Source organism: Streptomyces sp. CC224B (assembly GCF_030010595.1).
GTDB classification, from domain to species: domain Bacteria; phylum Actinomycetota; class Actinomycetes; order Streptomycetales; family Streptomycetaceae; genus Streptomyces; species Streptomyces longispororuber.
The window spans coordinates 1-24,785 of record NZ_JASCXL010000033.1 but is presented as its reverse complement, the minus strand read 5'-3'; the positions used below and the strand labels follow the sequence as shown (position 1 = coordinate 24,785).

Here is a 24,785-nt window from a genome sequence, read left to right as displayed (position 1 = left end):
GCCCGGGATCTTTCGGATTGGACGACGGGGCTCAGGGGCGACGGATCGCGTCGGCGGCGGCCGTGGACGCCGGGCCCGCGGCCAGCTCCGTCTCCAGGAGCTGCTTGCCGAGGAGCTCGGGGTCGGGCAGGTCCATCGGGTACTCGCCGTCGAAGCAGGCGCGGCAGAGGTTCGGCTTGTCGATGGTGGTGGCCTCGATCATGCCGTCGATGGAGATGTACGCCAGGGAGTCGGCGCCGAGTGAGGTGCCGATCTCGTCGATCGTCATGCCGTTGGCGATGAGCTCGGCGCGGGTCGCGAAGTCGATGCCGAAGAAGCACGGCCACTTGACGGGCGGCGAGGAGATCCGCACGTGCACCTCGGCGGCGCCGGCCTCGCGGAGCATCTTGACCAGGGCGCGCTGGGTGTTGCCGCGGACGATCGAGTCGTCGACGACCACCAGGCGCTTGCCCTTGATGACTTCCTTGAGGGGGTTGAGCTTGAGGCGGATGCCGAGCTGGCGGATGGTCTGCGAGGGCTGGATGAAGGTCCGCCCGACGTAGGCGTTCTTGACCAGGCCCGCGCCGAAGGGGATGCCGGAGGCCTCCGCGTAGCCGATCGCGGCGGGCGTGCCGGACTCGGGGGTGGCTATCACCAGGTCGGCGTCGGCCGGGGCTTCCTTGGCCAGTTTCCGTCCCATCTCGACGCGCGAGAGGTAGACGTTGCGGCCCGCGATGTCGGTGTCGGGGCGGGCCAGGTAGACGTACTCGAAGACGCAGCCCTTGGGCTTCGCCTCCGCGAAGCGGGAGGTGCGCAGACCGTTCTCGTCGATGGCGACGAACTCGCCGGGCTCGATCTCGCGGACGTAGCTGGCGCCGCAGATGTCGAGGGCGGCGGACTCCGAGGCGACGACCCAGCCGCGCTCCAAGCGGCCGAGGACGAGGGGGCGGATGCCCTGCGGGTCGCGGGCCGCGTACAGCGTGTGCTCGTTCATGAAGACGAGGCTGAACGCGCCCTGGACCTGCGGCAGCACCTGCGTGGCCGCCTCCTCGACGGTCAGGGGCTTGCCGTCGGCGTCGGTCTGGCCCGCGAGCAGCGCGGTGACCAGGTCCGTGTCGTTGGTCGCGGCGACCTGGGTGGCGCGGCCGTTCTCCTTGGGCAGGCCGGCGACCAGCTCGGCGAGGTGGGCCGTGTTGACCAGGTTGCCGTTGTGGCCGAGGGCGATGGAGCCGTGGGCCGTGGCGCGGAACGTGGGCTGGGCGTTCTCCCAGACGGAGGCTCCGGTGGTGGAGTAGCGGGCGTGTCCGACGGCGATGTGTCCCTGGAGGGAGCCGAGGGAGGTCTCGTCGAAGACCTGGGACACGAGGCCCATGTCCTTGAAGACGAGGATCTGGGAGCCGTTGCTGACCGCGATTCCCGCGGATTCCTGGCCCCGATGCTGGAGGGCGTAGAGCCCGAAGTACGTGAGCTTTGCGACCTCTTCGCCCGGAGCCCAGACACCGAAGACGCCGCATGCGTCCTGGGGGCCTTTCTCGCCGGGGAGCAGATCGTGATTGAGTCGACCGTCACCACGTGGCACGCCACCGAGTGTAGGCGAGATCGACCACTGGTCCGAATTGGGGACGCGGGCCCCGCGGGCGGCGCGGAACGTGGACTTGACGGGGTGGCGCGGGGGTGCGGCGGGGTATGGAGGTTCCACCAAATCGGTGAGCGGGGGTGACGTCCGCCGACGCCTCGCGCGCCGCCCGGTCACCGGAGTGCTTCCGCCGTACGAAGGGCGTGTGAACAGGCACGACAGTGCGTTGACAGGGGTCCGCGGACTCCGTGAGGCTCCTGGTTCATGCAGCCCTCCGGTGTCCCGTCGGCGGTCCGGCTCGTGTGGCGCCGCCACGTCGATCTGGCCCGTGTGGCGAGCGCGATCTGTCGTCGCGCCGCCTGAGACCGGCTTTCACTTCGCCCCGTTCCATGGTGGTTTGACCCTTTCGCGCGTGGGACGTTTGTCACGCTGAAACGTTCCCCCACGGCCGCCGCGGAGGGGTTCCGCCGCCGGTCGACGGGCTTCCGCCGCGCTCCTCCCGCCCCTGCCCGGGGTGGTTTCCCCGTCCCCGCGAGCGGTACCGCGCCGCCTTCGCGCGGGGATGTCCCCGCGCCCCGCCTTGGGGCCTCTCCCCGCCCTGGAGTCCTTTGTGTCTTCGTACGAGATCCCGCTGTCCCGGCGTGCCTTCACCGGGGGTGTGGCGGGTGCCGCCGCTGCCGTCGGCATCGGTGCCGACGAGGCCGCCGCCGCGCCCGCGGAGCGGCCCTTCGCCGGGCCCGCGGAGCGGCCGTTCACCGTCCGTGAGGACCGTGGCGGCAGACCCGCCCGGCGGCCCAACATCCTGTTCGTCCTCGGCGACGACCTCGGCTGGGCCGACCTGTCGTCGTACGGGTCGCCGCACATCAGGACCCCGCACCTGGACCGCCTCGCCCGCCAGGGCGTGCGCTTCACCCACGCCTACTCGGGCTCGGCGACCTGCTCCCCGACCCGCTTCAGCCTGTACACGGGGCGCTTCCCCGGGCGGACGGAGGGCGGGCTCGCCGAGCCCATCGCGGACCGGTCCGCGGGCCTGGACCCGACGCACCCGACGCTCGCCTCGCTGCTGCGCGACGCCGGGTACGCGACCGCGCTGATCGGCAAGTGGCACTGCGGCTACCTGCCGGACCACTCGCCCACCAAGTCCGGCTGGGACGAGTTCTTCGGGAACTTCGGCGGCGCCCTGGAGTACTACTCCAAGCTCGGCCTGGGCGGCGAGTACGACCTGTACGAGGGCGACGCGACGTACAAGGACCTGCGCTACTACACGCGGGTCCTGACCGAGCGGGCCGTCGATTACGTCCGGCGCGGCCACGACCGGCCCTGGCTGCTGAACCTGAACTTCACCACGCCGCACTGGCCGTGGATCGCGGACGGCGACACCGAGGTCAGCGCGGAGATCGTACGGCGCATCAAGGCCGGGGAGCGGGGCGCCCTGCAGCACCGGGACGGCGGGTCCGTGGCCAAGTACACCGCGATGGTGCAGGACCTGGACCGGTCGATCGGGCAGGTGCTGCACGCCCTGAAGGCCTCCGGGCAGGAGCGCGACACCCTCGTCTTCTTCGCCTCCGACAACGGCGGCGAGCGCTTCTCCTACACCTGGCCGCTGAGCGGCAACAAGGGCTCGCTGCGGGAGGGCGGCATCCGGGTGCCGACCATCGTGCGCTGGCCCGCCCGGCTGGACGGCGGCCAGGTCAGCGACGTGCCCGTGTACACACCGGACTGGACGGCGACGCTCCTCGAACTCGCCGGGGCCCGGCCCCACCCGGCCTACCCGCTCGACGGCACGAGCCTGGCCGGCTACCTGCTGCGCGGCCGGGAGCCGGGCGAGCGGGACCTGTTCTGGCGGGTGCGGGGCGAGCGGGCGCTGCGGCGCGGGCCGTGGAAGTACTACCGCGGCAAGGGCGGGCCGGACCAGCTCTTCCACCTGGGCCGGGACCAGCGGGAACAGGCCGACCTGGCGGGCCGGGAGCCCGGCCTGCTCGCCGAGCTGCGGACCGCGTGGGAGCGGACGGACGCGGAGCTGCTGCCCTACCCGGCGGGGTGAGGGGCGCGGGCGCTGCCGCGCGGCGGGCGGGGCGGCCACGGGCAGGGGCGCCGCGGACAGCGGTCGGTGCTGCGGGCGGGGCGGCCACGGGTGAGGTGGCCGCCGGCCGCCGCGGGTGATCAGCCGCCGGGGGTGGTGGCCCGGGGGCCCGGGGGGGGTGGCCGGGGGCCCGGAGGCTATCGGTCCGTCTTCCGCGCTCCGGCGGTGACCACCGTGCCGTCCTGCGCGGTGAGCGTGAGGCTGTCGTCCTTGACCTCGTACCGAGCCGTGCCCTCGAAGAGCTTCAGGAGGTCGCGCTCGGTCTTGGCCTTGGCGCCCTGGCACAGCATCCGGGTCGTCTTCGGCTTCCCGAAGGCGATCTTCCCGGCGCGCGGCTCGGCCTTGGCGGTGACGCCGTTGCAGCCGAGGTTGCCGCGCACCGTGCCGTCCTTGCCGAAGACCAGGCGGGCCTTGCCCGCGACCTGCTTGGGCAGGGGGCGCGCGGTGTCGTCGGTGCCCACGGAGTCCACGGTCCAGGTGGTGCCCTGGAGCGGGGGTTCGGGGATGGCCGGGCCGGAGGACAGGGCGATCTTGTCGCCCGTGGCGTTGGTGAGCGTCAGCCGGTCGCCGGCCACGTCGGCCTTGAGCGTGCCGTCGAGGGCACGGGCGAGGCTCTGCTCGAACTTGAGGTCGTCGCAGGCCAGCTCCGTGTGGACGCCCGGCTTGAAGCGGACCGTGTCGCCCCGCACGGAGACGTCGGCGCCGTAGCCGTTGCAGCCGAAGTGGCCGCCGGTGCCGCCCTTGCCGCCGAGCCGGACGTAGGTGCCGCTCGGAGCCTGCTGTTTCTTGCCGTCGACGGTGAGGCTCTCGATGTTCCAGCGCACACCGGTGAGGCGTGCCGTGGAGCCGTCGGTTCCGGAGTCCCGCCGGGAGCCGTCGGCCGTGCCGGAGCCGGACTCCGAGCCGCAGGCGGCGAGCAGACCTGCGGCGGCGAGGACGGTGAGGGTCTGGGTCACGCGCTGCTTGTACATGCCATTGTGACGGGGCGCCCCGCGGTCCGGTTCCCTCCCGCGTCCCGCTCCGGAACCGTCGATTGCGCAGGTCCGGTACGCACCGCCCGCGCCGGTCGCGTACACCTCGCCCACGCCGGTCGCGTTCATCCCGCCCGCGCCGGTCCGGTGCGCCTCACCCGCGTCCGGCGCGCCTCGCCCGCGCCGGTCGCGTACGTTCGCCGCGCTCCGACCGCGCTCCGCCACGCGCGCCGGGCCCGCTCCACCGCGGCCGCCGTCGCCGCTCCGCCCGCTCAGGACATGAGCGGCAACAGCCCCTCCAGGTCCGCCCGTTCGCCGCTCGCGCTCACCCGGGCCGCGGCCAGCTCCGCGCGCCACGTCGTGCGGCCCGTCGCGAGCCGGATCCAGGTCAGCGGGTCGGTCTCGACGACGTTCGGCGGGGTGCCGCGGGTGTGCCGGGGCCCCTCCACGCACTGCACCACGGCGTACGGCGGAACGCGGACCTCCACCGCGCCGCCGGGGGCCTTGAGGGCCAGCGTGTCAGCGAGCAGCCGGGTGCACGCGGCCAGGGCCTGGCGGTCGTACGGGACGTCGAGGCCGGGCACGGCGTCGTTCAGGTCGTCGGTGTGCACGACGAGCTCGACGGTGCGCGTGACCAGGAAGTCGGCGAGGGTCATGCCGCCGAAGCGCATCCGGACGAGGCGGGTGGAGGGCACACCGGGCAGAGCCTGGCCGAGCCGGTCGGCGGCCTGCCCGAACAGCGCGTCGAGGTCCGCGCCCCCGTCCACGATGCCGCGTACGTCCTCGTCGACCTGGCCGGCGGCCGCCGACGTCCGGAACGCCCAGTTCTGCAGGGTGACATCGGCCTCGGCGGGCTCCGGCGCGTCCAGTGCGCGGGCGACCGAGCCGAGCGACATCGTCAGGTGCGCGGCCAGCTCGCGCACGCTCCAGTCGCCGAGCCGGGTCGGGCGCCCGAGCTGCTCCTCCGAGAGGCCCGCGACGGCTTCCCGCACGGTCGTGAACTGCGTGAGGACGGCGGTGCGGATCTTCGTCGGATCGTAGGCGCGCACGCGCTTCTTGGCCGGTGGCATGGGGGGAGCCTAAGCCTTCACCGCGTAGTCGCTGAGGCCCTTTTCCAGCAGGTCGAAGGCGGCGCGGGCGAGCCGGTCGGCGTCCGCGGCGATCCGCTCCGTGGGTTCGCCCGCCATGCGGCGGCGCATGACGTCCGCGCAGACCGCGTTGCGTACGCCGATGAGCTGGGCGGCGGCGACCTGGGCGAGCACCGGCTCGCCGGTCTCCTCGGCGAGCACCTCGGCGAGCAGGCTCTGGCCGCGCACCTGGAGGTCGTGCGCGCGCTTGATCAGGACGGGGGTCTCCAGGACGAGGCGCAGGGTCTCCATCGCCCGCCGGTCGTCGCTGAGGCCGACGGCAGGGGAGCGCTCGGCGATCAGGCCGAGCAGCTCGCGGCGCAGTGCGTCGACGGCGGACTCGCCGGGGGCGCGGTCCCTGACCGCCCGGGCGGCGTCGGCGAGGTGCTCCTCCATCGGCCGCAGGACCAGGTCCTCCTTGGTGCCGAAGTAGTTGAAGACGGTCATCTTGGACACGTCGGCGGCCGCGGCGATTTCGGCAACGGACACCTTGTCGAAGCCGCGCTCGACGAAGAGGTCCACCGCGGCCTGCCAGATCCGCTGGGCGGTCTGCCGCTTCTTGCGCTCGCGCAGTCCCGGCCGGCGGGCCTGGGGCCCCTCAGCGGCGGCCATGCGCGTCTCTCCGAGCTGCCATGCCCGCATTGTACGAGGATGAAATTTAATCCCGGCTCAAGTTTGCACTGGGCCCATTCTTCGTCAGGGTGGTCTCCCCGCGGCCGTCCCCGCGGCCGTCCGCGGGGCTCCCCTCCGTCACCGTCGTCACCGTGAACTCCTCCTTGTTGGCGGGCACCCCCACGCCGCGCCACCGGAACGGAACGCCGCGCGCCGCCTCCAGGTCGGGGCTGTCCATGAGCTGGAAGTGCAGGTGCGGCTCGGAGGAGTTGCCGGAGTTGCCGCAGCGGCCGATGACCTGGCCCGCGCGCACCCGGTCACCGGGGCGCACGGCGAGCGACCCGCGCTGGAGGTGCGCGTACGCGGCGTACGTACCGCCGCCGAGGTCGAGGATCACGTGGTTGCCGAGGACCCGGTGCGCCCCGGCGAGGCCGCGCAGGTCCCCCTCGACGAACAGCAGGTACAGCACCCCCACCAGGGAGCTGCGGCTGAGGTGGTCGCGCTGGCGGTCCTCGGCGTGCACGACGGTGGCGTCGGCGACGGCCAGCAGGTCCGCGCCGAAGGCCGGGTAGCGGTCGCCGCGGCGGGCGAGCGGCCACAGCCAGGAGAAGCCCGGGCGGGGGCGCTCGTCGTCCTCGGCCGTGATGTCGATGGCGTACGTCTGGCCGTAGCCGTGGGTGCCGTGGCTCGGGACGCGGTCGGCCGGGCTGTTCAGGGCGGACCAGCGGCCCGTGACCGGCGGCAGCACCTCGACGGGCTCGCGCGGAGCGGCGCCCATGTCGTGGCGCGCGGAGCGGCCCGCCACGATGCCCGCGACCCACGAGAGCACCAGCGGCGTGAAGATCAGCCACCACGCGAAGGGGTAGTCGACGAAGAAGCGGCCGACGACGAGCCCGAAGAAGACGAGGACCAGCAGACGCCGCAGGACCGCGCACAGCTTGCGTATCACCATGGTTGTTCTCCTCAGTCGAACGTGATGGTCAGGACGCGCGGCGGGCCGGTCGGCCAGGGGGCGCGTGCCGTGGTCACGGAGCGCGTGGCCCGGTCAAGGAGTGCGTGCCGCGGTCACGGAACGCGTGCCGCGGTCACGGAACGCGTGGCCCGGTCAAGGAGCGCGTGCCGGTCCGGAGGCGCGTGCCGGTCAGGGCGTCGCCGCCGACAGCGCCACCAGGAGCGGCACCACCCGTCCCGCCGGCACCTCGTGGCGCCCGCGCCCGGTGGTGTCCAGCCAGCCCGCGGCGGTCAGTTGGCGCAGGTGGTGGTAGATCTGCCCGGTCGTGCCGACGTCGTCGAGCGCGGCGAGCTCGGCGGCGGTACGGCGGCCGCCGAGGATCTCGCGGAGCAGCCGGAGCCGCACCGGATGCCCGAGTGCGGCGAACGACTCGGCCGCGGTCGCCAGGTCCGCCGCGAGCACGTCCTCGGTCACCTGGCCGTACTGCCAGTCGTACCGCTGCCCGGTCGGGAGCCGCACCGCGCCGGTGAACAGCACGCCTCCGTCGGCCGCGCCGACGTCCGCGAGCTGGGCCTTCCAGCCGTCCAGCGCCCAGAAGTCCCCCTCGCCGACGACGGGTCCGGGCCGGTCGGCGCCTTCGAGGGCGGCGACGCGGCGCTCCAGTTCGGCGACGCGCTCCTCAAGTTCCATGCATGGAACTTACGTAATTACGTAATCACAAGTCAAGGGTGCCCGCGGAACTCGAACTCGAACGGGAACGGCGAAGGCCCCGTCCGCGTACGGACGGGGCCGGGGGACCGCGCGCCCGCGAACACCGCGGGCGTGGCCGGAGCGGGTCAGCCGAAGAGCGCCGGAATGGTCTCCGTGTGCGCGGCCCGCAGCTCGTCGAGGCCGAGGGAGAACTGGCCCTGCACCTCCACGGCGTCCCCGTCCACCACGCCGATGCGCGTGGCGGGCAGGCCCCGCGCCGCGCACATGTCGGTGAACCGCAGCTCCTCGCTGCGCGGCACGGACACGACCGCCCGGCCCGCCGACTCGGAGAACAGGAACGTGAACGCGTCGCCCGTGGCGGAGCCACCGGTGGACAGCGCGTCCGGCACGACGAGCCGGGCGCCGGTCCCGCCGCGCAGGCAGGACTCGACGACCGCCTGGATCAGGCCGCCGTCGGACAGGTCGTGCGCGGCGTCGATCATGCCGTCGCGCGAGGCCGAGATGAGGATGTCGGCGAGCAGCCGCTCCCGCTCCAGGTCGACCTCGGGCGGAAGCCCGCCGAGGTGGTCGTGGACGACCCCCGCCCAGGCCGAGCCGCCGAACTCCTCCCGCGTGTCGCCGAGCAGGTAGAGGAGCTGGCCCTCCTCCGTGAAGGCGATCGGCGTACGGCGCGTGACGTCGTCGATGACGCCGAGCACGGCCACCACCGGCGTGGGGTGGATCGCCGTCTCGCCGGTCTGGTTGTACAGCGAGACGTTGCCGCCGGTCACCGGGGTGCCCAGCGCCAGGCAGCCGTCCGCGAGGCCGCGGGTGGCCTCGGCGAACTGCCACATCACCGCCGGGTCCTCGGGCGAGCCGAAGTTCAGGCAGTTGGAGATGGCGAGCGGCTTGGCGCCGGAGGCCGCGACGTTGCGGTACGACTCGGCGAGCGCGAGCTGCGCGCCCGCGTACGGGTCGAGCTTCGCGTACCGGCCGTTGCCGTCGGTGGCCATCGCGACGCCGAGGTTCGTCTCCTCGTCGACGCGGATCATGCCGGCGTCCTCGGGCTGCGCGAGCACCGTGTTGCCCTGCACGAAGCGGTCGTACTGGTCGGTGATCCACGCCTTGGACGCCTGGTTCGGGGACGCCACGACCTGCAGGACCTGGTCCCGCAGCGCCTCGGGGGTGGCGGGCCGGGGGAGCCTGCCCGCGTCGTCGGCCTGGAGGGCGTCCTGCCAGGACGGGCGCTCGTACGGCCGGTGGTAGACGGGACCCTCGTGGGCGACGGTGCGCGGCGGCACGTCGACGATCTGCTCGCCGTGCCAGAAGATCTCCAGGCGCTCGCCGTCCGTCACCTCGCCGATGACGGTCGCGATGACGTCCCACTTCTCGCAGATCTCCAGGAACCGGCCGACCTTGTCCGGCTCCACGATCGCGCACATGCGTTCCTGCGACTCGCTCATGAGGATCTCCTCCGGCGAGAGCGAGGAGTCGCGCAGCGGGACCGTGTCCAGCTCCACGCGCATGCCGCCCGAACCGGCCGAGGCCAGCTCGCTGGTGGCGCAGGACAGGCCCGCGCCGCCGAGGTCCTGGATGCCCGCGACCAGGTCCTCCCGGAAGATCTCCAGGGTGCACTCGATGAGGAGCTTCTCCTGGAAGGGGTCGCCGACCTGGACGGCGGGACGGCGCGAGGGCCCGGTGGAGTCGAAGGTCTCCGAGGCCAGCACGGAGACGCCGCCGATACCGTCGCCGCCGGTGCGGGCGCCGTACAGGATGACCTTGTTGCCCGGCCCGGACGCCTTCGCAAGGTGGATGTCCTCGTGCTTCATGACGCCGATGCAGCCGGCGTTGACCAGCGGGTTGCCCTGGTAGCAGGGGTCGAAGACGACCTCGCCGCCGATGTTCGGCAGCCCCAGGCAGTTGCCGTAGCCGCCGATGCCCGCGACCACGCCGGGCAGGACGCGCTTGGTGTCGGGGTGGTCGGCCGCGCCGAAGCGCAGCGGGTCCACGACCGCGACCGGGCGCGCGCCCATGGCGAGGATGTCGCGCACGATGCCGCCGACGCCGGTCGCGGCGCCCTGGTAGGGCTCGATGTACGACGGGTGGTTGTGCGACTCGACCTTGAAGGTGACGGCGTAGCCCTGGCCGACGTCGACGACGCCCGCGTTCTCCCCGATGCCGACGAGCATCGCGTCGTTGTCGGGGACCTTCTCGCCGAACTGCTTCAGGTGCACCTTGCTGCTCTTGTACGAGCAGTGCTCGGACCACATGACGGAGTACATGGCGAGCTCGGCGCCGGTCGGGCGGCGGCCGAGGATCTCGCGGATGCGGGCGTACTCGTCCTCCTTGAGGCCGAGTTCCTTCCAGGGCTGCGCGGCCTCGGGGGTCTCCGCCGCGTGCTTGACGGTGTCGAGGGTCATCGGGCGTCCACCAGCTTCTTCAGGATCGAGGTGAAGAATCCAAGGCCGTCCGTGCGGCCGGTCCCGACCAGCGGCTCCACCGCGTGCTCGGGGTGCGGCATGAGGCCGACGACGTTGCCCGCCTCGTTCGTGATGCCCGCGATGTCGCGCAGCGAGCCGTTCGGGTTCATGTCCAGGTAGCGGAAGGCGACGCGGCCCTCCGCCTCCAGCATGTCGAGGGTGCGCTCGTCGGCGACGTAGCGGCCGTCGATGTTCTTCAGGGGGATGGAGATCTCCTGGCCCGGCGTGTAGTCGGCCGTCCAGGCGGTCCTGTCCGTCTCGACCCGCAGCTTCTGGTCCCGGCAGATGAAGTGCAGGTGGTTGTTGCGCAGCATCGCGCCGGGCAGCAGGTGCGTCTCGGTCAGGACCTGGAAGCCGTTGCAGATCCCGAGGACCGGCATGCCCGCCCTGGCCTGGTCGACGACCGACTCCATGACCGGCGAGAACCGGGAGATGGCACCGGCCCGCAGATAGTCGCCGTAGGAGAAACCGCCGGGCAGCACCACGGCGTCGACCTGCTTGAGGTCCTTGTCGCGGTGCCACAGCGGCACCGGCTCACCACCCGCCACGCGCACCGCGCGCTGCGTGTCACGGTCGTCGAGGGTCCCCGGGAATGTGACGACTCCGATGCGAATGTTCCCGCGGCCCGAAGGGCCTCCGTCAAGGGTGGCGGCGGGAGACGGGAGGGCGGTCACTTCGCGGCTCCCGCCGTGCCGTCCTCGACCTTTACGACGAAGTCCTCGATCACCGTGTTGGCGAGGAAGGTTTCCGCCATCTCGTGGATACGGGCGAGCGCGGCGTCGTCCACCGGCCCGTCCACTTCGAGTTCGAAGCGCTTTCCCTGACGTACATCGGAGATGCCCTGGAATCCGAGGCGCGGCAGTGCACGCTGCACCGCCTGTCCCTGGGGGTCGAGGATCTCCGGCTTGAGCATGACGTCGACTACGACGCGTGCCACTGGCACTCCCGGTGTGTGGTGCTTGCGTGTGCTGCTTGCGTGTGCTGAGCAGGTTCCTTCAGACTACCCGTACAAAAATTCTACTCGCGTAGATTCGTAGAAACCTACGTGACGCCAGTCACTTCGTTACGGGGATGCGCTGGTCACCGGGGTGCCACCCCGGGGACGGCCGCGGAAAATCCTGGAAAAGATCACAGCGCGCCATTGCGCCGGACGGCCCGCCCCGGTCACTCTGCTGACAAGCGGGCCGGTGCCGTTTTACCCCCGGCCGGCTGCCGGAACACGCGGTGGGTTTTCGCCGACTTCCCCCTGCAATGCCGAGCACTGTACAAAGGAATTGGCTATAGCCGATACTTTGTCCAAAACTGCCGGACAGTCGGCATCACCCCATGTCATATGCGGTGGCGTCGCACGAAAGGACCGATATTCGTGGCGCAGCGTGTCGTGGTCACTCTCTATGACGACATCGACGGCTCAGAAGCGGCGGAAACGGTCGTCTTCGGTCTCGACGGGAAGTCGTACGAGATCGACCTCAACGAATCCAATGCCGAGGAACTCCGCAAGGCCCTGGACCCGTACCTCCAGGCGGCCCGCAAGAGGTCGAAGTCCGGCAAGGTCTACCGGCACACGGCGGTGACGCCGGACCCCGCGGCCGTACGCGCCTGGGCCCGCTCGCGCCGCCTCGACGTACCGCCCCGGGGCCGCATCCCGAAGAGCGTGTACGAGGCCTTCGAGGCGGCGAACTGACGGGCGCGGGCCCGTGGGCTGACGGGCGCGGGCCGGCGAACTAACGGGCGCCGCAGGGGTGCTGTGCAGCCGACTTGCGCAGCACCCCCGCTGATCAGCTAAAGTCTGGAGCACGCCGAGGGGCGAGGCCGAAAGGCCGAACCCCACAGCAGCGTGCGGGTGTAGTTCAGTAGTAGAACATCCCCCTTCCAGGGGGAAGGCGCAGTGTGCGATTCCTGTCACCCGCTCCACACCAGGAGCCAGTCACCCATTCGGGTGCGGTAAGCTGGTGCTCGCACCGATCGGTGGAAGCCGGTCGGGGGCAATGCGAACGTAGCTCAGTTGGTAGAGCGCAACCTTGCCAAGGTTGAGGTCGCGAGTTCGAACCTCGTCGTTCGCTCCACGAAGAAGCCCGGTGCCACAGGCGCCGGGCTTCTTGCCGTTCCGGGGGTTCCGGGGCCCTCGGGGTCACGGGCCGGTTGTTCGGGGGCGGCTTGTCCGGGAGCGGCTCGTTCGGGGGCGGGCCGCCGCGCCGTCTGACATTTGTCATGGGTGCCGATGACAGGCCGCACTGCCGGGACGGCCCCGGCCGTACGACGCTTGGACCATGACTGAGCAAGTGATCGACGTCGACGGCCTGCGGCGGACCTACGCGGGCGGCTTCGAAGCGGTCCGGGGGATCTCGTTCACCGTGGCCCGGGGCGAGCTGTTCGCCCTCCTGGGCACGAACGGCGCGGGCAAGACCTCCACCGTCGAGGTCCTCGAAGGCCTGACCGCACCCGCCGCCGGACACGTCCGCGTCCTCGGCCACGACCCGTACCGCGAACGGGACGAGGTGCGGCCGCGCATCGGCGTGATGCTCCAGGAAGGCGGCTTCCCCTCCGAGCTGACCGTCGCCGAGACGGCCCGCATGTGGGCCGGGTGCACCAGCGGCGCGGGACCCGTCGGCGACGCGCTGGAGGCCGTCGGCCTCGGCAGGCGCGGCGGCACCCGCGTGAAGCAGCTCTCCGGCGGCGAGAAGCGGCGGCTCGACCTCGCGATGGCGCTCATCGGCGACCCCGAGGTGCTCTTCCTCGACGAACCCACCACCGGCCTCGACGCCGAAGGCCGCCGCGAGACCTGGGAGTTGGTGCGCGCCCTGCGGGAGCGGGGCACGACCGTGCTCCTCACCACGCACTACCTGGAGGAGGCCGAAGAGCTCGCCGACCGCCTCGCCATCCTGCACGAGGGCCGGATCGCCGCCACCGGGACCGTCGCCGACGTCGTCGCCACGCAGCCCGCGCGGATCTCCTTCGAACTCCCCGACGGCTACTTCCTCGGCGACCTGCCGCCGCTCGCCGCCCTCGGCGTCACCGGCCACGAACTGACGGGCCGTACGGTGCGCCTGCGGACCGACACCCTCCAGCGCTCCGCGACCGAACTGCTGCTCTGGGCCCGGCAGGCCGGGGTCGAACTGCGCGGACTCGACATCCGCGCGGCGTCGCTGGAGGAGGCGTTCCTGCGGATCGCGCGGGAGATGGCCGGGACGGACGGTTCTCCCGGTGGCACTTCCGGCAGCGACGGGGCCCCGGGTTCGCACGGGGCCTCCGGCACCGGCGAGGCTTTCGACAAGGAGACGGCATGAGCACCATGACCTCGCCCCCGGCCACCGCGCGGCGGGCCGCGCGCACCACCCCGGCCCGGCGTCTGCTGGCCCTCGCACGGGCCGAGCTGACCCTGCTCGGCCGCAGCAAGGGCACGCTCGTGGTGGCGCTCTTCGTGCCGCTCGTGATGCCGTTCAGCGTGCGCGCCGGCGCCTCGGAGATGGACCTCGAGGGCACCGGCCTGTCCGTCGGCTCGGTCGTCCTGCCCGGCGCGATCGGCTTCTCCCTGCTCTTCGCCGTGTACTCGGCGCTGGTGAACGTGTACGCGGCCCGGCGCGAGGAGCTCGTCCTCAAGCGGCTGCGCACCGGCGAACTGCGGGACGCCGAGATCCTCGCTGGCGCCGCGCTGCCGTCCGTGGCCGTCGGCCTCCTCCAGTCCCTCCTGCTGGCCGCGGGCTGCGTGGCGCTGCTCGACGTCGGCGCCCCGGAAGCGCCGCACTACGCCGTGCTCGGGCTGCTGCTCGGCCTCGCCCTGTGGCCCGTCCTCGCGGCCGCGACGGCGAGCTTCAGCCGCAGCGTGGAGAACGCGCAGGTCGCGGCCATGCCGCTGCTGCTCCTTTCGTTCTTCGGCTCCGGCACGATGGTTCCGCTGGAAGTCATGCCGGACCGGGTCGCCGCCGTCTGCGAGCTGCTGCCCCTGACCCCGGTGGTCGAGCTGATCCGCGGTGGCTGGACCGGTGACCTGTCGGCCGCCGACGCCCTGGGCGCGCTCGCCGTCGCGGTGGCCTGGATCGCCCTCGGCGTGTTTGCTGTACGACGGTGGTTCCGCTGGGAACCACGGCGCTGAGGAGGGAAGACGTGGTGGTCGGCCGGATGCGTGCCGTGCAGCGCGGCTGGCACGAGCGGAGCAAGATCGAGCGGGTCGAGCTGCAGTCCGTGGTGATGTGGCACGCCCTGCCGTGGATGCTCTTCGTGAGCTGGGGCACGCTGCCTCTCGGCCTGAACCTGCGGCCCGACCTGCCGGCGCAGGTGCTCGGCTGGGTGATGCTCGCGACCGCCGCCGCGCAGTGCGTCCACATGAACCGCGGCATGCGCCGGGCGCTCGACCACTACCTGGGGCGCGGCCCGTACCCCGCGCGCGACGTGAGCGTGTCCCGCGCCCTCCTGGCGGCCATGTTCGCCCTCGCCTTCGCGCTCCAGGCCGTCGACGGCGTGAAGGACGACATGATCGGCTTCGTCGTGGCCTTCATGGTCGTGCCGCACTGCGTGGCGCTCGGCTTCCTGGCGCCGCTGCGGGGCTTCGCCGCCCGCTTCCTGGCCATGGAGGCGGTGACCCTGGCGGGTTTCGCCGCCGCCGGCGTGCACGACGGCCGGCTGCTTGTGATCGCCGCGCTCGTCGCGTTCGGCGCCGGGATCGCCCTGATCAGTACGCGGTGCAGTGCCTGGACGCTCTCGGTGATGTGGGAGGCCGACCGGGCCCGTGAGGTGGAGGCCCGCCTCGCCGTCGCCGAGGAGCGGCTGCGCTTCGGCCGCGACCTGCACGACGTGATGGGGCGCAACCTCGCCGTCATCGCCCTCAAGAGCGAGCTCGCCGCGCAGTTGGCCCGGCGCGGACGGCCCGAGGCGGTGGACCAGATGGTCGAGGTGCAGCGGATCGCCCAGCAGTCGCAGCGGGAGATCCGGGAGGTCGTCCGCGGCTACCGCGAGGCGGAGCTCGGGGTGGAACTCGCCGGGGCCCACGGCGTCCTGGAGGCCGCCGGCATCACCTGCCGGGTCACCGGGGAACCCGCCGGACTGCCGCCGGCGGCGCAGTCGGCCCTCGGCTGGGTGGTACGGGAGGGCACCACGAACGTGCTGCGGCACGGCGACGCGCAGCACTGCGCCATCACCGTGTCCCTCACCGCGGGACAGGCGACGCTGACCATCGAGAACGACGGGGTGCCGGAGGGCCGCTCGGCCACCCGCGGCACCGGCCTCGCCGGGCTGCGCGAGCGCCTGGCCGCCGTGGGCGGCACGCTGGAGCACTCCGCCGCCGACGGCCGGTTCCGCGTCACCGCGCGCGTGCCGGTACCGGGGCCCGGCGAGGAGCGCCCGGCCGAGGAGGGCACCCCGGCGGAGGCGGTGCCCCCGCCCGGGGCCTGGAAGGCGTACCGCTCCCGCGCGGGGCGCGCGTCCGGGGGCGGCCCCGAGGCCGTACGAAACCGTACGTCCGGTGCGGGCCCGCGGTGGCGCCGCGGCAGGCCCCGGCCCGGCCGGGAGGGCCGCCCCGGCGACATGGCCAGGACCGCCGCCAGGCCCCGGCCCCCTGCGGACAGGCCGTCCGGCACAGAGCCCGCGGAAGCCGCCGTACCTGTGGAGAACGTCGTACCTGTGGAGAACGTCGACCTCGTGGAAGCCGTGCAGCCCTCCGAGGTGAAGGCCTCGTGACCGTGCGTGTGCTGCTCGCCGACGACGAGCACCTGATCCGCGGCGCCCTCGCCGCCCTGCTCCGGCTGGAGGACGACCTCACCGTCGTCGCCGAGGCCGCCTCCGGCCCCGAGGCGCTCGCCATGGCGCGCGCCCACCGGCCCGACGTGGCGGTGCTCGACCTCCAGATGCCGGGGGCGGACGGTGTGAGTGTGGCCACATCCCTGCGGCAGGAACTCCCCGACTGCCAGGTCATGATCGTGACCAGCCACGGCCGCCCCGGGCACCTCAAGCGGGCCCTCGCGGTCGGCGTGCGCGGCTTCGTGCCGAAGACGGTCAGCGCCCAGCAGCTCGCCGAGATCATCCGGACCGTGCACAGCGGACGGCGTTACGTGGACCAGGAGTTGGCGGCCGACGCGATCTCCGCGGGCGACTCCCCGCTGACCGCCCGCGAGGCGGAGGTGCTCGAACTCGCCGCCGACGGCGCGTCGATCGCGGAGATCGCCGAGCGCGCCTCGCTGTCCCAGGGAACGGTCCGCAACTACCTCTCCTCGGCGGTCACCAAGACCGGGGCGGAGAACCGGCACGCGGCAGTGCGTCTCGCACGCGAGCGAGGTTGGGTATAGTAGCTATCGCGCTTCGGCGCAGCGCGGACGTAGCTCAGTTGGTAGAGCGCAACCTTGCCAAGGTTGAGGTCGCCAGTTCGAACCTGGTCGTCCGCTCCGTCGAGAAGCCCCCGGTTCCCTGGACCGGGGGCTTCTTCGTGCTCCGGCCGCCCGCTACCAGGCGGTCCCGGTGAGCCGCTCGTACGCCTCGACGTACTTGGCGCGTGTGGCGTCCACCACATCCTGCGGCAGCGGCGGGGGCGGCTGCTCGCTCGCGCGGTCCCAGCCGGAGGCGGGCGAGGTCAGCCAGTCGCGGACGAACTGCTTGTCGAAGGACGGCTGGGCGTGGCCCGGCTCCCAGACGTCGGCGGGCCAGAAGCGGGACGAGTCCGGGGTGAGCACCTCGTCGGCGAGGACCAGGCCCGCGTCCTCACCGCCGTCGGCGGCCAGGCCGAACTCGAACTTCGTGTCCGCGAGGATCAGCCCCCGCTCCCGCGCGATGTCCCGCGCCCTGCCGTACACGGCCAGGGTCGCCTGCCGGAGCTGGGCCGCCGTCTCGGCGCCGACCTGGCGGGCCACCTCCTCGTACGACACGTTCTCGTCGTGCTCGCCGACCTCCGCCTTCGTGGCGGGCGTGAAGATCGGCGCGGGCAGCTCGGAGCCGTCCACGAGGCCCTCGGGCAGCGCGAGACCGCAGACGGTGCGGGTCTCCCGGTACTCGGCGAGGCCGGAGCCCGTCAGGTAGCCGCGCGCGACGCACTCGACCGGGACCATCTCCAGGCGCCGGCAGACCAGGGTGCGGCCCTCCCAGTCGGCGGGAGCGCCGGGCGGCAGCTCCGTGGAGAGCACGTGGTTCGGCGCCAGGTCGGCGAGCTGGTCGAACCACCACAGGGAGAGCTGCGTGAGCACCCGGCCCTTGTCGGGGATCTCCGTGGGCAGCACCCAGTCGTAGGCGGAGATGCGGTCGCTCGCCACCATGACGAGGTCGCCCGCCTCGTTCTGGTACAGCTCGCGCACCTTGCCGGTGTGCAGATGCACCAAACCCGGAACCTGGATCGGTTCAGGCTTTTCGACGAATCCGGACACGGTTCCTCCCCGTGGTTCTGTCTGAGTGCTCCGATTCTCCCGTATGCGGAGGATGGTCTTGGCCAAGGGTCGGCCGGAGCGCCCGGGGTCGGCCCCCATCGGCTCAGTCGCGCTTGCAGATGCGGTCCAGGAGGTTCGCCGTGGCGCGCTGCACGCGGGCGTCGACGTGGCCGGGCCGGTCGAGCGCCGGGGACCAGGCGAAGGTGCCCGAGGCGAAGACGAGCGCCCCGGACGGGGCCCGGTACAGCGACGTCTCCTGGTGCCGGACGGTGCCCTCGCCGTCCTCGTACGGCGAGTGGGCGAGCAGGATGCGGTCCTGGTGCGCGGGCAGCGCCGTGCGCGGGAAGTAGCGGTCGGCCTCGCCCGCGACCAGGCCCGGGATCCCGTCGCCCTCGTGCGCGCCGGTCGCCTCCCACAGCCAGTGGTCGGCGTTGCGGACGATGAGCGGGTGCGGCTCGGGTACGCGGCCCGCGTACTGGATGCCCATGAGCTGCTGCTCCGGTACGTCGACCTCGCGCCACAGGGCGGCCTTGCCGGGCCCGCGGCGTTTTCGGCAGGTCAGCAGCCGGTCCGGGACGCCCGACGGGGACGGGCCCAACTCCACCTGCCAGTACATGGTGTTGGCCGACAGGAAGACCAGGGACGTGCCGCTCTCCCGGGCCAGCTCGGTGGTGCGGCGCATCGCCGGGGACCAGTACTCGTCGTGGCCGGGGAAGACCAGGCCCCGGTAGCGGGTGGAGTCGACGTGGCCCGCGTGCAGGTCGCGGGCGTCGGCGTAGGCGAGGTCGTAGCCGTACCGCTCGGCCCAGCGGATGAAGTCGTAGGCGTGGCCGACGTGCAGCGGCAGCCCCGCGCCCGCGTACGGCCGGTCGAAGGAGACCGTGACCGCGGCCTCGCTCTCGCCGAGGAGCCTGCCGTGCTCGTCCCAGGCGTGGTACAGGCTCGCGCCGGTGCGGCCGTCCTCCGGGTAGAGGTTGTACGCCTGCCAGGTGATGTCCGGCAGCACGACGAGCAGGTCGGCGGAGGGGGCGTGGCCCAACTCGCCCTGGACGAGGCTGTCGCGGACGGTGAACGGCACGTGCGAGCGGTAGCCGTCGACGGTGGTGAGGACGGCGACGTACGCGCCGATGTTCCAGTACGAGGGGATCTGGAGCCGCCAGGACAGCCACCAGTGGTGACACGAGACGGTGCGGTCGGCGGTGAGCGGCGGGGGCTGCACGATGCCGGACAGGCGCGGGCTCGTGGTGATCTTCGCCGCGCCGTCGCCGCCGTAGTGGCCGATGCGGTAGATGTCCACGCTGAACTGCTGCGGCGGGTCGACCGTGATGTGGAAGTCGATCGCCTCACCCGGGGCGGCGGCGCCGGTGCCCGTGAACCCTTTGATCTGCCGGCGCACGTCGTCGGCGGTCCGCGGGCCGCCGCCGGTGCGCGCCATCGGGATGTGCCGCGGCCCGGTGGCGCCGGGCGCCGGTGCGTGGTCCACGTACCAGGGGACGACCTGGCCCGTGTCGTCGAAGTAGTGCTCCGCGCCCCGGAGCCAGGGCAGCGGGCCCTGGCCGAAGGGGTCGGTGACGGCGTGGGCGAGGGCGCCCGACTCCCAGCGGCGGATCGGCTCCGGTCCCATGCGTAGTCCCCTCCCTCGCTCCCGAGCCCGTTCTCCGCCGCTGCGTGGTCGTTGGCCCGGTGCCGGTGCGGAGGCGGAGCCCCCGCGGTGCCGCGGCGGTCTTTCCCTTTCCCGGACCCAGCACATCACATTACGCACGCGGCCCGTTACCGTTCGTCGTGAATTCGCAAGACCGGAACGCCGCCCTTCCGGTACGGCCCGGGGCCCTCTGGGCGCCGTGGGGGCGGGGCGTCACACGAGGCGGAGGGGTTTCTCCGGGCGGACGCCCTGCTCCGCGAGCCAGGCGCGGAGGGGCCCGGGGTCGCCCTCCTCGACCAGGGTGAGGACCCGGGGCGTGAGGTCGGCCGCGCGCTCACCCCCTATGAGCAGGGACGGACCGTCCAGCCAGTCGAGGCCCGGCACCGCGCCGGCCGTGTCTATGGCCGCGCAGCACACCAGCGCCGAGACGTGGTCGGCGAGCAGCTCCCGGCCGGTGCGGGGCGGCTGGAGCGGGAACAGGGGCAGTGCCCCGTCGTCCCAGAGCGCGCCGTCCGGCGACGGCCCGGTGGGCACGGGCCGGGCGGGGGCGGCGGCCTCCTCGCGGGCCAGCTCGGCACTGAGCCCGGCGGCGAGCAGACTGCCGGGGCCTTCGGGCCGGTCGTCTTCGGCGTCTTCGTCCACCAGGGCGTCTTGGTCCACTACGGCGTCTTCGTCCACAGCGACGCCTTCGTCCACTGCGACGTCTTCGTCCCCTACGGCGTCTGCGGTGCCTGCAGTGTCTGCGGCGGCCGCACCGTCTGCGTTGCGCGCACCGTCAACACGGTCAACACCGTCAACATCGTCAACGCCGTCCATGCTCGCCCCGCTGCCCGCGTGGACTGGGGTGACCGTGTTGACGGCGTCGGGCGCGTTGACCGCGCGAGCCGCGTGGGCCGCGTCGTCCGCGGCACCCGTGGCACCCGTGGCGCCCGGGACCTCTGCCACATCTGCCACATCTGCCACGTCTGCGACATCCGTGCCCTCGTCGCCGCCGTGGACGCCGTAAGGGCCGGTTACGACCCCGTCGTAGCGGTCGACCGCCGCGTCGTGGGGGTCGGCGCCCGCGGTCTCCGGGTCGGTCGCCGCGGCTGCCGGGTCGGTCAGGTGGTCGAGGACGCGCCCGAGGGTCGGGCCCTCGGGGTCGGGTCCCTCGGGGTCGGAGGAGCGGCTGACGCCGAGCGAGTCGAGCACCCGGTGCAGCCGGGCCGCGTCCATGCGCCACTTGCGGTCGACGACCTCGTCCGGATACTCCTGCCAGGCCACCGGGGCCCAGCCCGGACCGGCCTCGGCGGGACCCCCGTGGAACAACCGGGCGGCCAGCAGCGAGGCCGCCTCGTCCACCGCGCCGGGCTCCTCCAGGAGGTCGCAGGCGGGCCGCTCGCCGAGGCGCGAGGCGAACCCGTCGGCCAGGCGGTCCCTGCGGGAGAGCTCGGTGAGCGCGGAGACCACGCCCGCGTCGAGCCGCGAGGGCCAGCGGCCCATGCGCCAGGCGGGCAGCGCGACCCGGGTCAGGAGCCGGTCCCAGCCCGCGTACGCCAGGCCCACCTGCTCCTGGGCGACGATCCGGGCGCCGTAGTCCACCGTCTGGGCGCGCTCGGCGGCGGCCGCGGCGACGCCGCGCTCCATCTCCGCCGCGTGCGTACGGCAGCTCCGCAGCAGCAGCCGCGCCACCCGGCCGACCCCGCCGAGGACGGTGCGCGCCACGGGCCCGCGGCCGGGGACCACGGCGACCGCGACGGCCGCGTCCAGACCGCGTACGAAGCGGCGTGCGGCCGCTATGTCCGGGTGGGCCGAGGGGCCCGTGCCCGCGACCACCGGGGCGAGGACCGCCCGCAGCTCGCCGACCCGCATCCACCACAGGAAGGGCGAGCCGATGACCAGCACCGGGGCCGCGGGGGCCACGCGCCGGGCTCCGCGCCCGCCGCGTATCCGCCCGGGGTCCGGGTCGCCGAGGGCCTCGGCGGACGTCCGCGCTGACCCTGTCCCGGACGCTTCGGCCGACGCCGCGGAGTGCGAGTTCCCCGAAGCCTCCGAAGAACCCGAAGACCTCGCCGACCGGCGGCGGCACGCGTCGTGGGCCGGGTGCGTACGGTCCTCCAGCCAGCTGTCGCAGTCCGGGGTGAGCGCTATGGCGGAGGGCGCGGGCACGTCCAGGCGGTCGGCGAGGTCCCGCACCAGGCGGTACAGGTCCGGCGCCGCGGCCTCCGTGATCGGGACCGTCGGGCTCAGGGCCGGTCTGGCGCGGGCCACCACCAGGGCGACGACCGCGGCGGCGCAGAGGACGACCACCGCGAGGGCCGTGACGGCCCAGCGGACGGCGGCCCAGCCCGCGCCCTGCACATGGCCCATGGCCGTGGCGGCCAGCAGCACGACGGCGACGGCCGCGGGCAGCAGGGCGACGGCCAGCGCCCTGCCGCGAATACGCAGCACCGCAAGAGCCCGGGAGCGCGCGGCCCGCGCGCCCGCCTCCTCACCCATTCCTGACACGACCGAAGACACCCCCTTGCTGCCTACAGCCCGGCCGTCGGCCGGAGCCGGCGGCGGCGCACGTCGTTGGCGTTGCTCACTCCCCCACTGTGGCACCCGCCACTGACATCGCAATGCCGGTGGGCTGTTTGGCTGCCGGGTGCCTGAACCCCTGCGCCGCACCCTAGTTGGGACGTGGGGCAGCGTCAGCCGGATGGCCGAGCGGTCACTCGATGGAATGGCTTTGGGTAAAGGTGACCGTCAGGTTCCGGCCGCGAGGAAACGCCGGAGCGAGGCCGTCAGGCTCTCCGCGAAGGCCTCCCGTTCCCGGGTGCCCAGGGCCTCCAGCGACAGGTACGGGTTGAGGTCCTCCAGCTCGACCAGGAGCAGCCGCCCGTCCGGCGCCCGGCAGGCGTCGACCCGCTGGATGCCGTGGGACAGGGTGTTCCAGGCGATGAAGCGCCGTGCGAAGTCCAGGTCCTCGGTGGTCGGGACGTAGGGCTCCAGGTGCCAGCGCCGCTCCGGCCGGGGTGCGTACAGCGCGTACTGGAAGGTGTCGTCGACGAAGTAGAAGGACACCTCGTAGCGGAAGTCGATCCGGGGCTGCGCGAGGAGCCCGCCGTGCTCGCGGAAGTCCAGGCGGGTCAGGTCCGTGCGGCCGACCGTCCGCAGCCCGATGGAGTCCGCGCCGAACTCCGGCTTGATCACGTAGGCCGCCGCCTCGGGCAGCCGGTCGAGGTCCTCCGGGCGGTCGACGGTCGGGATGACCGGCAGGCCCGCGCCCGTCAGCTCGACGAGGTAGCGCTTGCCCGCCATGTCGGCGCGGCCGGTGAGCGGGTTGTAGACGCGTACGCCGTCGCGCAGCGCGCGACTGCGGAAGGCGTCGTACGCCTCCTGGTAGTGGATGACGGGCCCGCTGTTGCGTACGACGACCAGGTCGAAGCCGTCCATCAGCGCGGCCGCGTCCAGCGGATGGCACAGCGCGACGTCGAAGTCCTCGCGCAGCCGCGCGGACAGCTGGATGTCCTCGTCGCAGTAGCGCCGCCCGCGGGCCTCGTAGGCGAGGTCGGTGACGTACAGCAGACGGGGAACGCCGGGGCCGCTGTGACTACGGGGACGACTGGGATCGCTGGGACCGTTGGGACGACTGGAGGCCATGACGTCACGTTACGTGAGGTCATGGCCTCGGAAGCCGGGAGCAGGACGCCGGACGCCGGACGCCGGGAGCCTGGCGCGCGGCGCCGGGCGGCGGCCGTGGGCGGCGAGACCCGCGAGGGCCGTGGGGCCCGTGGGATCCGCGGGGTCTGCGCTCAGAGCCCGCCGGCTGCCTGCTCGGCGATGTCCGTCCGGTGCTGGGAGCCGTCGAGCCGGATGCGGGCCACGGCCGCGTACGCGCGCTCGCGGGCCTCGGCCAGGTCGGACCCGGTGGCGGTCACGGACAGCACGCGGCCGCCCGCGCTGACGATCGCGTCGCCGTCGCGCCTGGTCCCCGCGTGCAGGACGTACGCGTGCGGGGCGTCCCGCTGCGCCACCTCGTCGAGCCCCTCGACGGGGTCGCCGGTGCGCGGGGTGCCGGGGTAGTTGTGCGAGGCGATGACGACGGTGACGGCCGCGTCGTCGCTCCAGCGCAGCGGCGGCAGGTCGGCGAGCGTGCCGTTGGCGGCGGCCAGCAGGACGCCCGCGAGCGGAGTCTTGAGCCGGGCCAGGACGACCTGCGTCTCGGGGTCGCCGAAGCGGGCGTTGAACTCGATGACGCGGACGCCGCGGCCGGTGATCGCCAGCCCCGCGTACAGCAGGCCGGAGAACGGCGCGCCGCGGCGGCGCAGTTCGTCGACGGTCGGCTGGAGCACCGTCTCGAGCACCTCGTCGACGAGCTTGGGGTCGGCCCACGGCAGCGGCGAGTAGGCGCCCATGCCGCCGGTGTTGGGGCCCTCGTCGCCGTCGAGCGCGCGCTTGAAGTCCTGGGCGGGACGCAGCGGGACGACGGTCTCGCCGTCGGTGACGGCGAACAGCGACACCTCCGGGCCGTCGAGGAACTCCTCGATGACGACGCGGCCGCAGGCGCGGGCGTGCGCCCTGGCCTCCTCGACGTCGCCGGTGACGACGACGCCCTTGCCCGCGGCGAGGCCGTCGTCCTTGACGACGTACGGCGCGCCGAAGGCGTCGAGGGCCTCGTCGATCTCCTCGTCCGTCGTGCAGACGTACGAACGCGCGGTGGGGACCCCGGCACCCGCCATCACGTCCTTCGCGAAGGCCTTGGAGCCCTCCAGGCGGGCGGCCTCCCGGGACGGCCCGAAGCACGGGATACCCGCCTCCCGTACGGCGTCGGCGACACCGGCGACGAGGGGCGCCTCCGGCCCCACGACGACGAGGTCCGCCTCCAGCGCGCGGGCGAGGCCCGTCACGGCGGCACCGTCGAGGGCGTCGACCTGGTGCAGCTCGGCGACCTCCGCGATGCCGGCGTTGCCGGGCGCGCAGTGCAGGGCGGTGACCGCGGGGTCGAGGGACAGGGAGCGGCACAGGGCGTGTTCGCGGGCACCGCTGCCGATGACGAGGACCTTCACGGGGTCAGCCTAGCCCGGCCGGGCGGGGGGCTTTGGCCGGGTGTCCGAGGTGGGGGGTGGGCGACGCTTGTACGTTCGTACGAGCCTCCGACCTCGGGGGGCCGGGCCTGCGCGGGGCGCCCCAGACCCGCCCCTTCTCCGAAACCAAGGGGCTCCGCCCCCTGGACCCCCGCAATCGCGCTGGCGCGCTCGTCCTCAAACGCCGGACGGGCTGGAATTTTCGCCGGGCCGCGCTGGAGAGCCCGTCCGGCGTTTGGGGACGAGGCGCGGAGCGCCGAAAAGCGGGGTCCAGGGGCGGCC

At 73.2% G+C, this 24,785-nt stretch carries 21 protein-coding genes and 3 tRNA genes; 10 read left to right on the top strand and 14 right to left on the bottom strand.

Annotated elements, in window-relative coordinates:
• Window positions 1–31: 31 nt before the first annotated feature.
• A complete protein-coding gene (purF, locus tag QK440_RS15745) occupies window positions 32–1,558 on the bottom strand; it encodes an amidophosphoribosyltransferase (protein WP_282793719.1) in 1,527 nt (508 codons plus the stop codon).
• Between the two features lie 261 nt (window positions 1,559–1,819).
• Here purF and QK440_RS41400 point away from each other — a divergent pair, with 261 nt between their 5' ends.
• A complete protein-coding gene (locus QK440_RS41400; protein WP_349239295.1) occupies window positions 1,820–1,918 on the top strand; it encodes a putative leader peptide in 99 nt (32 codons plus the stop codon).
• 247 nt (window positions 1,919–2,165) lie between these two features.
• Window positions 2,166–3,599: a sulfatase-like hydrolase/transferase gene (locus QK440_RS15740; RefSeq protein ID WP_282793718.1), complete on the top strand. Its 1,434-nt coding sequence runs from the start codon at window positions 2,166–2,168 to the stop codon at window positions 3,597–3,599.
• A gap of 176 nt (window positions 3,600–3,775) precedes the next feature.
• Here QK440_RS15740 and QK440_RS15735 read toward each other — a convergent pair whose 3' ends face one another.
• From QK440_RS15735 to purS, 8 genes are all read right to left on the bottom strand, one after another.
• Entirely contained in the window at window positions 3,776–4,594 is an 819-nt protein-coding gene (locus QK440_RS15735) for an META domain-containing protein (protein ID WP_282793717.1), read from the bottom strand.
• Between the two features lie 287 nt (window positions 4,595–4,881).
• On the bottom strand, window positions 4,882–5,679 hold the full coding sequence (locus QK440_RS15730) for a maleylpyruvate isomerase family mycothiol-dependent enzyme (RefSeq protein WP_282793716.1): 798 nt from the start codon (window positions 5,677–5,679) through the stop codon (window positions 4,882–4,884).
• A 9-nt stretch (window positions 5,680–5,688) separates the two neighbouring features.
• The gene (locus QK440_RS15725; RefSeq protein ID WP_282793760.1) at window positions 5,689–6,348 is read right to left on the bottom strand and encodes a TetR/AcrR family transcriptional regulator; all 660 of its coding nucleotides are present in this window, start codon (window positions 6,346–6,348) and stop codon (window positions 5,689–5,691) included.
• A 46-nt stretch (window positions 6,349–6,394) separates the two neighbouring features.
• Entirely contained in the window at window positions 6,395–7,300 is a 906-nt protein-coding gene (locus QK440_RS15720; protein ID WP_282793715.1) for a M23 family metallopeptidase, read from the bottom strand.
• Between the two features lie 189 nt (window positions 7,301–7,489).
• Complete coding sequence (locus QK440_RS15715; RefSeq protein ID WP_282793714.1) at window positions 7,490–7,990, bottom strand: winged helix-turn-helix domain-containing protein; 501 nt, start codon at window positions 7,988–7,990, stop codon at window positions 7,490–7,492.
• Window positions 7,991–8,136: 146 nt separating this feature from the next.
• On the bottom strand, window positions 8,137–10,410 hold the full coding sequence (gene purL / locus QK440_RS15710) for a phosphoribosylformylglycinamidine synthase subunit PurL (RefSeq protein WP_282793713.1): 2,274 nt from the start codon (window positions 10,408–10,410) through the stop codon (window positions 8,137–8,139).
• On the bottom strand, window positions 10,407–11,084 hold the full coding sequence (purQ, locus tag QK440_RS15705; RefSeq protein ID WP_282793759.1) for a phosphoribosylformylglycinamidine synthase subunit PurQ: 678 nt from the start codon (window positions 11,082–11,084) through the stop codon (window positions 10,407–10,409). The genes purL and purQ overlap by 4 nt, the downstream gene beginning before the upstream one ends.
• A gap of 56 nt (window positions 11,085–11,140) precedes the next feature.
• On the bottom strand, window positions 11,141–11,407 hold the full coding sequence (gene purS / locus QK440_RS15700; protein ID WP_282793712.1) for a phosphoribosylformylglycinamidine synthase subunit PurS: 267 nt from the start codon (window positions 11,405–11,407) through the stop codon (window positions 11,141–11,143).
• A 429-nt stretch (window positions 11,408–11,836) separates the two neighbouring features.
• Between purS and QK440_RS15695 the strand changes: the two genes are divergently transcribed.
• From QK440_RS15695 to QK440_RS15660, 8 genes are all read left to right on the top strand, one after another.
• Window positions 11,837–12,154, top strand: a complete 318-nt coding sequence (locus tag QK440_RS15695; RefSeq protein ID WP_282793711.1) for an Lsr2 family protein — start codon at window positions 11,837–11,839, stop codon at window positions 12,152–12,154.
• Window positions 12,155–12,309: 155 nt separating this feature from the next.
• Window positions 12,310–12,384: transfer RNA gene (locus tag QK440_RS15690), tRNA-Gly, on the top strand.
• Window positions 12,385–12,460: 76 nt separating this feature from the next.
• Window positions 12,461–12,536, top strand: a tRNA-Gly gene (locus QK440_RS15685).
• A 204-nt stretch (window positions 12,537–12,740) separates the two neighbouring features.
• The gene (locus QK440_RS15680; RefSeq protein ID WP_282793710.1) at window positions 12,741–13,757 is read left to right on the top strand and encodes an ABC transporter ATP-binding protein; all 1,017 of its coding nucleotides are present in this window, start codon (window positions 12,741–12,743) and stop codon (window positions 13,755–13,757) included.
• Window positions 13,754–14,563 carry an ABC transporter permease gene (locus QK440_RS15675; protein ID WP_282793709.1) on the top strand — a complete coding sequence of 270 codons (810 nt, stop codon included), beginning with the start codon at window positions 13,754–13,756 and terminating at the stop codon, window positions 14,561–14,563. The genes QK440_RS15680 and QK440_RS15675 overlap by 4 nt, the downstream gene beginning before the upstream one ends.
• 11 nt (window positions 14,564–14,574) lie before the next feature.
• Window positions 14,575–16,143 carry a sensor histidine kinase gene (locus QK440_RS15670; RefSeq protein ID WP_349239294.1) on the top strand — a complete coding sequence of 523 codons (1,569 nt, stop codon included), beginning with the start codon at window positions 14,575–14,577 and terminating at the stop codon, window positions 16,141–16,143.
• Window positions 16,140–16,748, top strand: coding sequence for a response regulator transcription factor (locus QK440_RS15665; protein WP_282793708.1), 609 nt, complete (start codon window positions 16,140–16,142; stop codon window positions 16,746–16,748). Before QK440_RS15670 ends, QK440_RS15665 begins: the two co-directional genes overlap by 4 nt.
• A 23-nt stretch (window positions 16,749–16,771) precedes the next feature.
• Window positions 16,772–16,844: transfer RNA gene (locus QK440_RS15660), tRNA-Gly, on the top strand.
• Window positions 16,845–16,901: 57 nt separating this feature from the next.
• Here the strand turns inward: QK440_RS15660 and QK440_RS15655 are convergent.
• The 5 genes from QK440_RS15655 to purD form a co-directional block, all read right to left on the bottom strand.
• Window positions 16,902–17,813 carry a phosphoribosylaminoimidazolesuccinocarboxamide synthase gene (locus QK440_RS15655; RefSeq protein ID WP_282793707.1) on the bottom strand — a complete coding sequence of 304 codons (912 nt, stop codon included), beginning with the start codon at window positions 17,811–17,813 and terminating at the stop codon, window positions 16,902–16,904.
• A 103-nt stretch (window positions 17,814–17,916) separates the two neighbouring features.
• Window positions 17,917–19,437, bottom strand: coding sequence for a N,N-dimethylformamidase beta subunit family domain-containing protein (locus QK440_RS15650; RefSeq protein WP_282793706.1), 1,521 nt, complete (start codon window positions 19,435–19,437; stop codon window positions 17,917–17,919).
• 231 nt (window positions 19,438–19,668) lie between these two features.
• Window positions 19,669–21,933 (bottom strand): hypothetical protein, encoded by a 2,265-nt coding sequence (locus QK440_RS15645; RefSeq protein ID WP_282793758.1) that lies wholly within the window; start codon window positions 21,931–21,933, stop codon window positions 19,669–19,671.
• A 249-nt stretch (window positions 21,934–22,182) separates the two neighbouring features.
• Window positions 22,183–23,079, bottom strand: a complete 897-nt coding sequence (locus tag QK440_RS15640; protein WP_282793705.1) for a hypothetical protein — start codon at window positions 23,077–23,079, stop codon at window positions 22,183–22,185.
• Between the two features lie 152 nt (window positions 23,080–23,231).
• Window positions 23,232–24,485 carry a phosphoribosylamine--glycine ligase gene (gene purD, locus QK440_RS15635; protein WP_282793704.1) on the bottom strand — a complete coding sequence of 418 codons (1,254 nt, stop codon included), beginning with the start codon at window positions 24,483–24,485 and terminating at the stop codon, window positions 23,232–23,234.
• Window positions 24,486–24,785: the final 300 nt, after the last annotated feature.

What these genes read in the sequence shown, in the direction of transcription:
- QK440_RS41400 (WP_349239295.1), top strand. Translation starts at nt 1,820, where the DNA reads ATGCAGCCCTCCGGTGTCCCGTCGGCGGTCCGGCTCGTGTGGCGCCGC.
- QK440_RS15730 (WP_282793716.1), bottom strand. Translation starts at nt 5,679, where the DNA reads ATGCCACCGGCCAAGAAGCGCGTGCGCGCCTACGATCCGACGAAGATC.
- QK440_RS15725 (WP_282793760.1), bottom strand. Translation starts at nt 6,348, where the DNA reads ATGGCCGCCGCTGAGGGGCCCCAGGCCCGCCGGCCGGGACTGCGCGAG.
- QK440_RS15720 (WP_282793715.1), bottom strand. Translation starts at nt 7,300, where the DNA reads ATGGTGATACGCAAGCTGTGCGCGGTCCTGCGGCGTCTGCTGGTCCTC.
- QK440_RS15715 (WP_282793714.1), bottom strand. Translation starts at nt 7,990, where the DNA reads ATGGAACTTGAGGAGCGCGTCGCCGAACTGGAGCGCCGCGTCGCCGCC.
- purL (WP_282793713.1), bottom strand. Translation starts at nt 10,410, where the DNA reads ATGACCCTCGACACCGTCAAGCACGCGGCGGAGACCCCCGAGGCCGCG.
- QK440_RS15680 (WP_282793710.1), top strand. Translation starts at nt 12,741, where the DNA reads ATGACTGAGCAAGTGATCGACGTCGACGGCCTGCGGCGGACCTACGCG.
- QK440_RS15675 (WP_282793709.1), top strand. Translation starts at nt 13,754, where the DNA reads ATGAGCACCATGACCTCGCCCCCGGCCACCGCGCGGCGGGCCGCGCGC.
- QK440_RS15650 (WP_282793706.1), bottom strand. Translation starts at nt 19,437, where the DNA reads ATGGGACCGGAGCCGATCCGCCGCTGGGAGTCGGGCGCCCTCGCCCAC.
- QK440_RS15645 (WP_282793758.1), bottom strand. Translation starts at nt 21,933, where the DNA reads ATGGGTGAGGAGGCGGGCGCGCGGGCCGCGCGCTCCCGGGCTCTTGCG.
- QK440_RS15640 (WP_282793705.1), bottom strand. Translation starts at nt 23,079, where the DNA reads ATGGCCTCCAGTCGTCCCAACGGTCCCAGCGATCCCAGTCGTCCCCGT.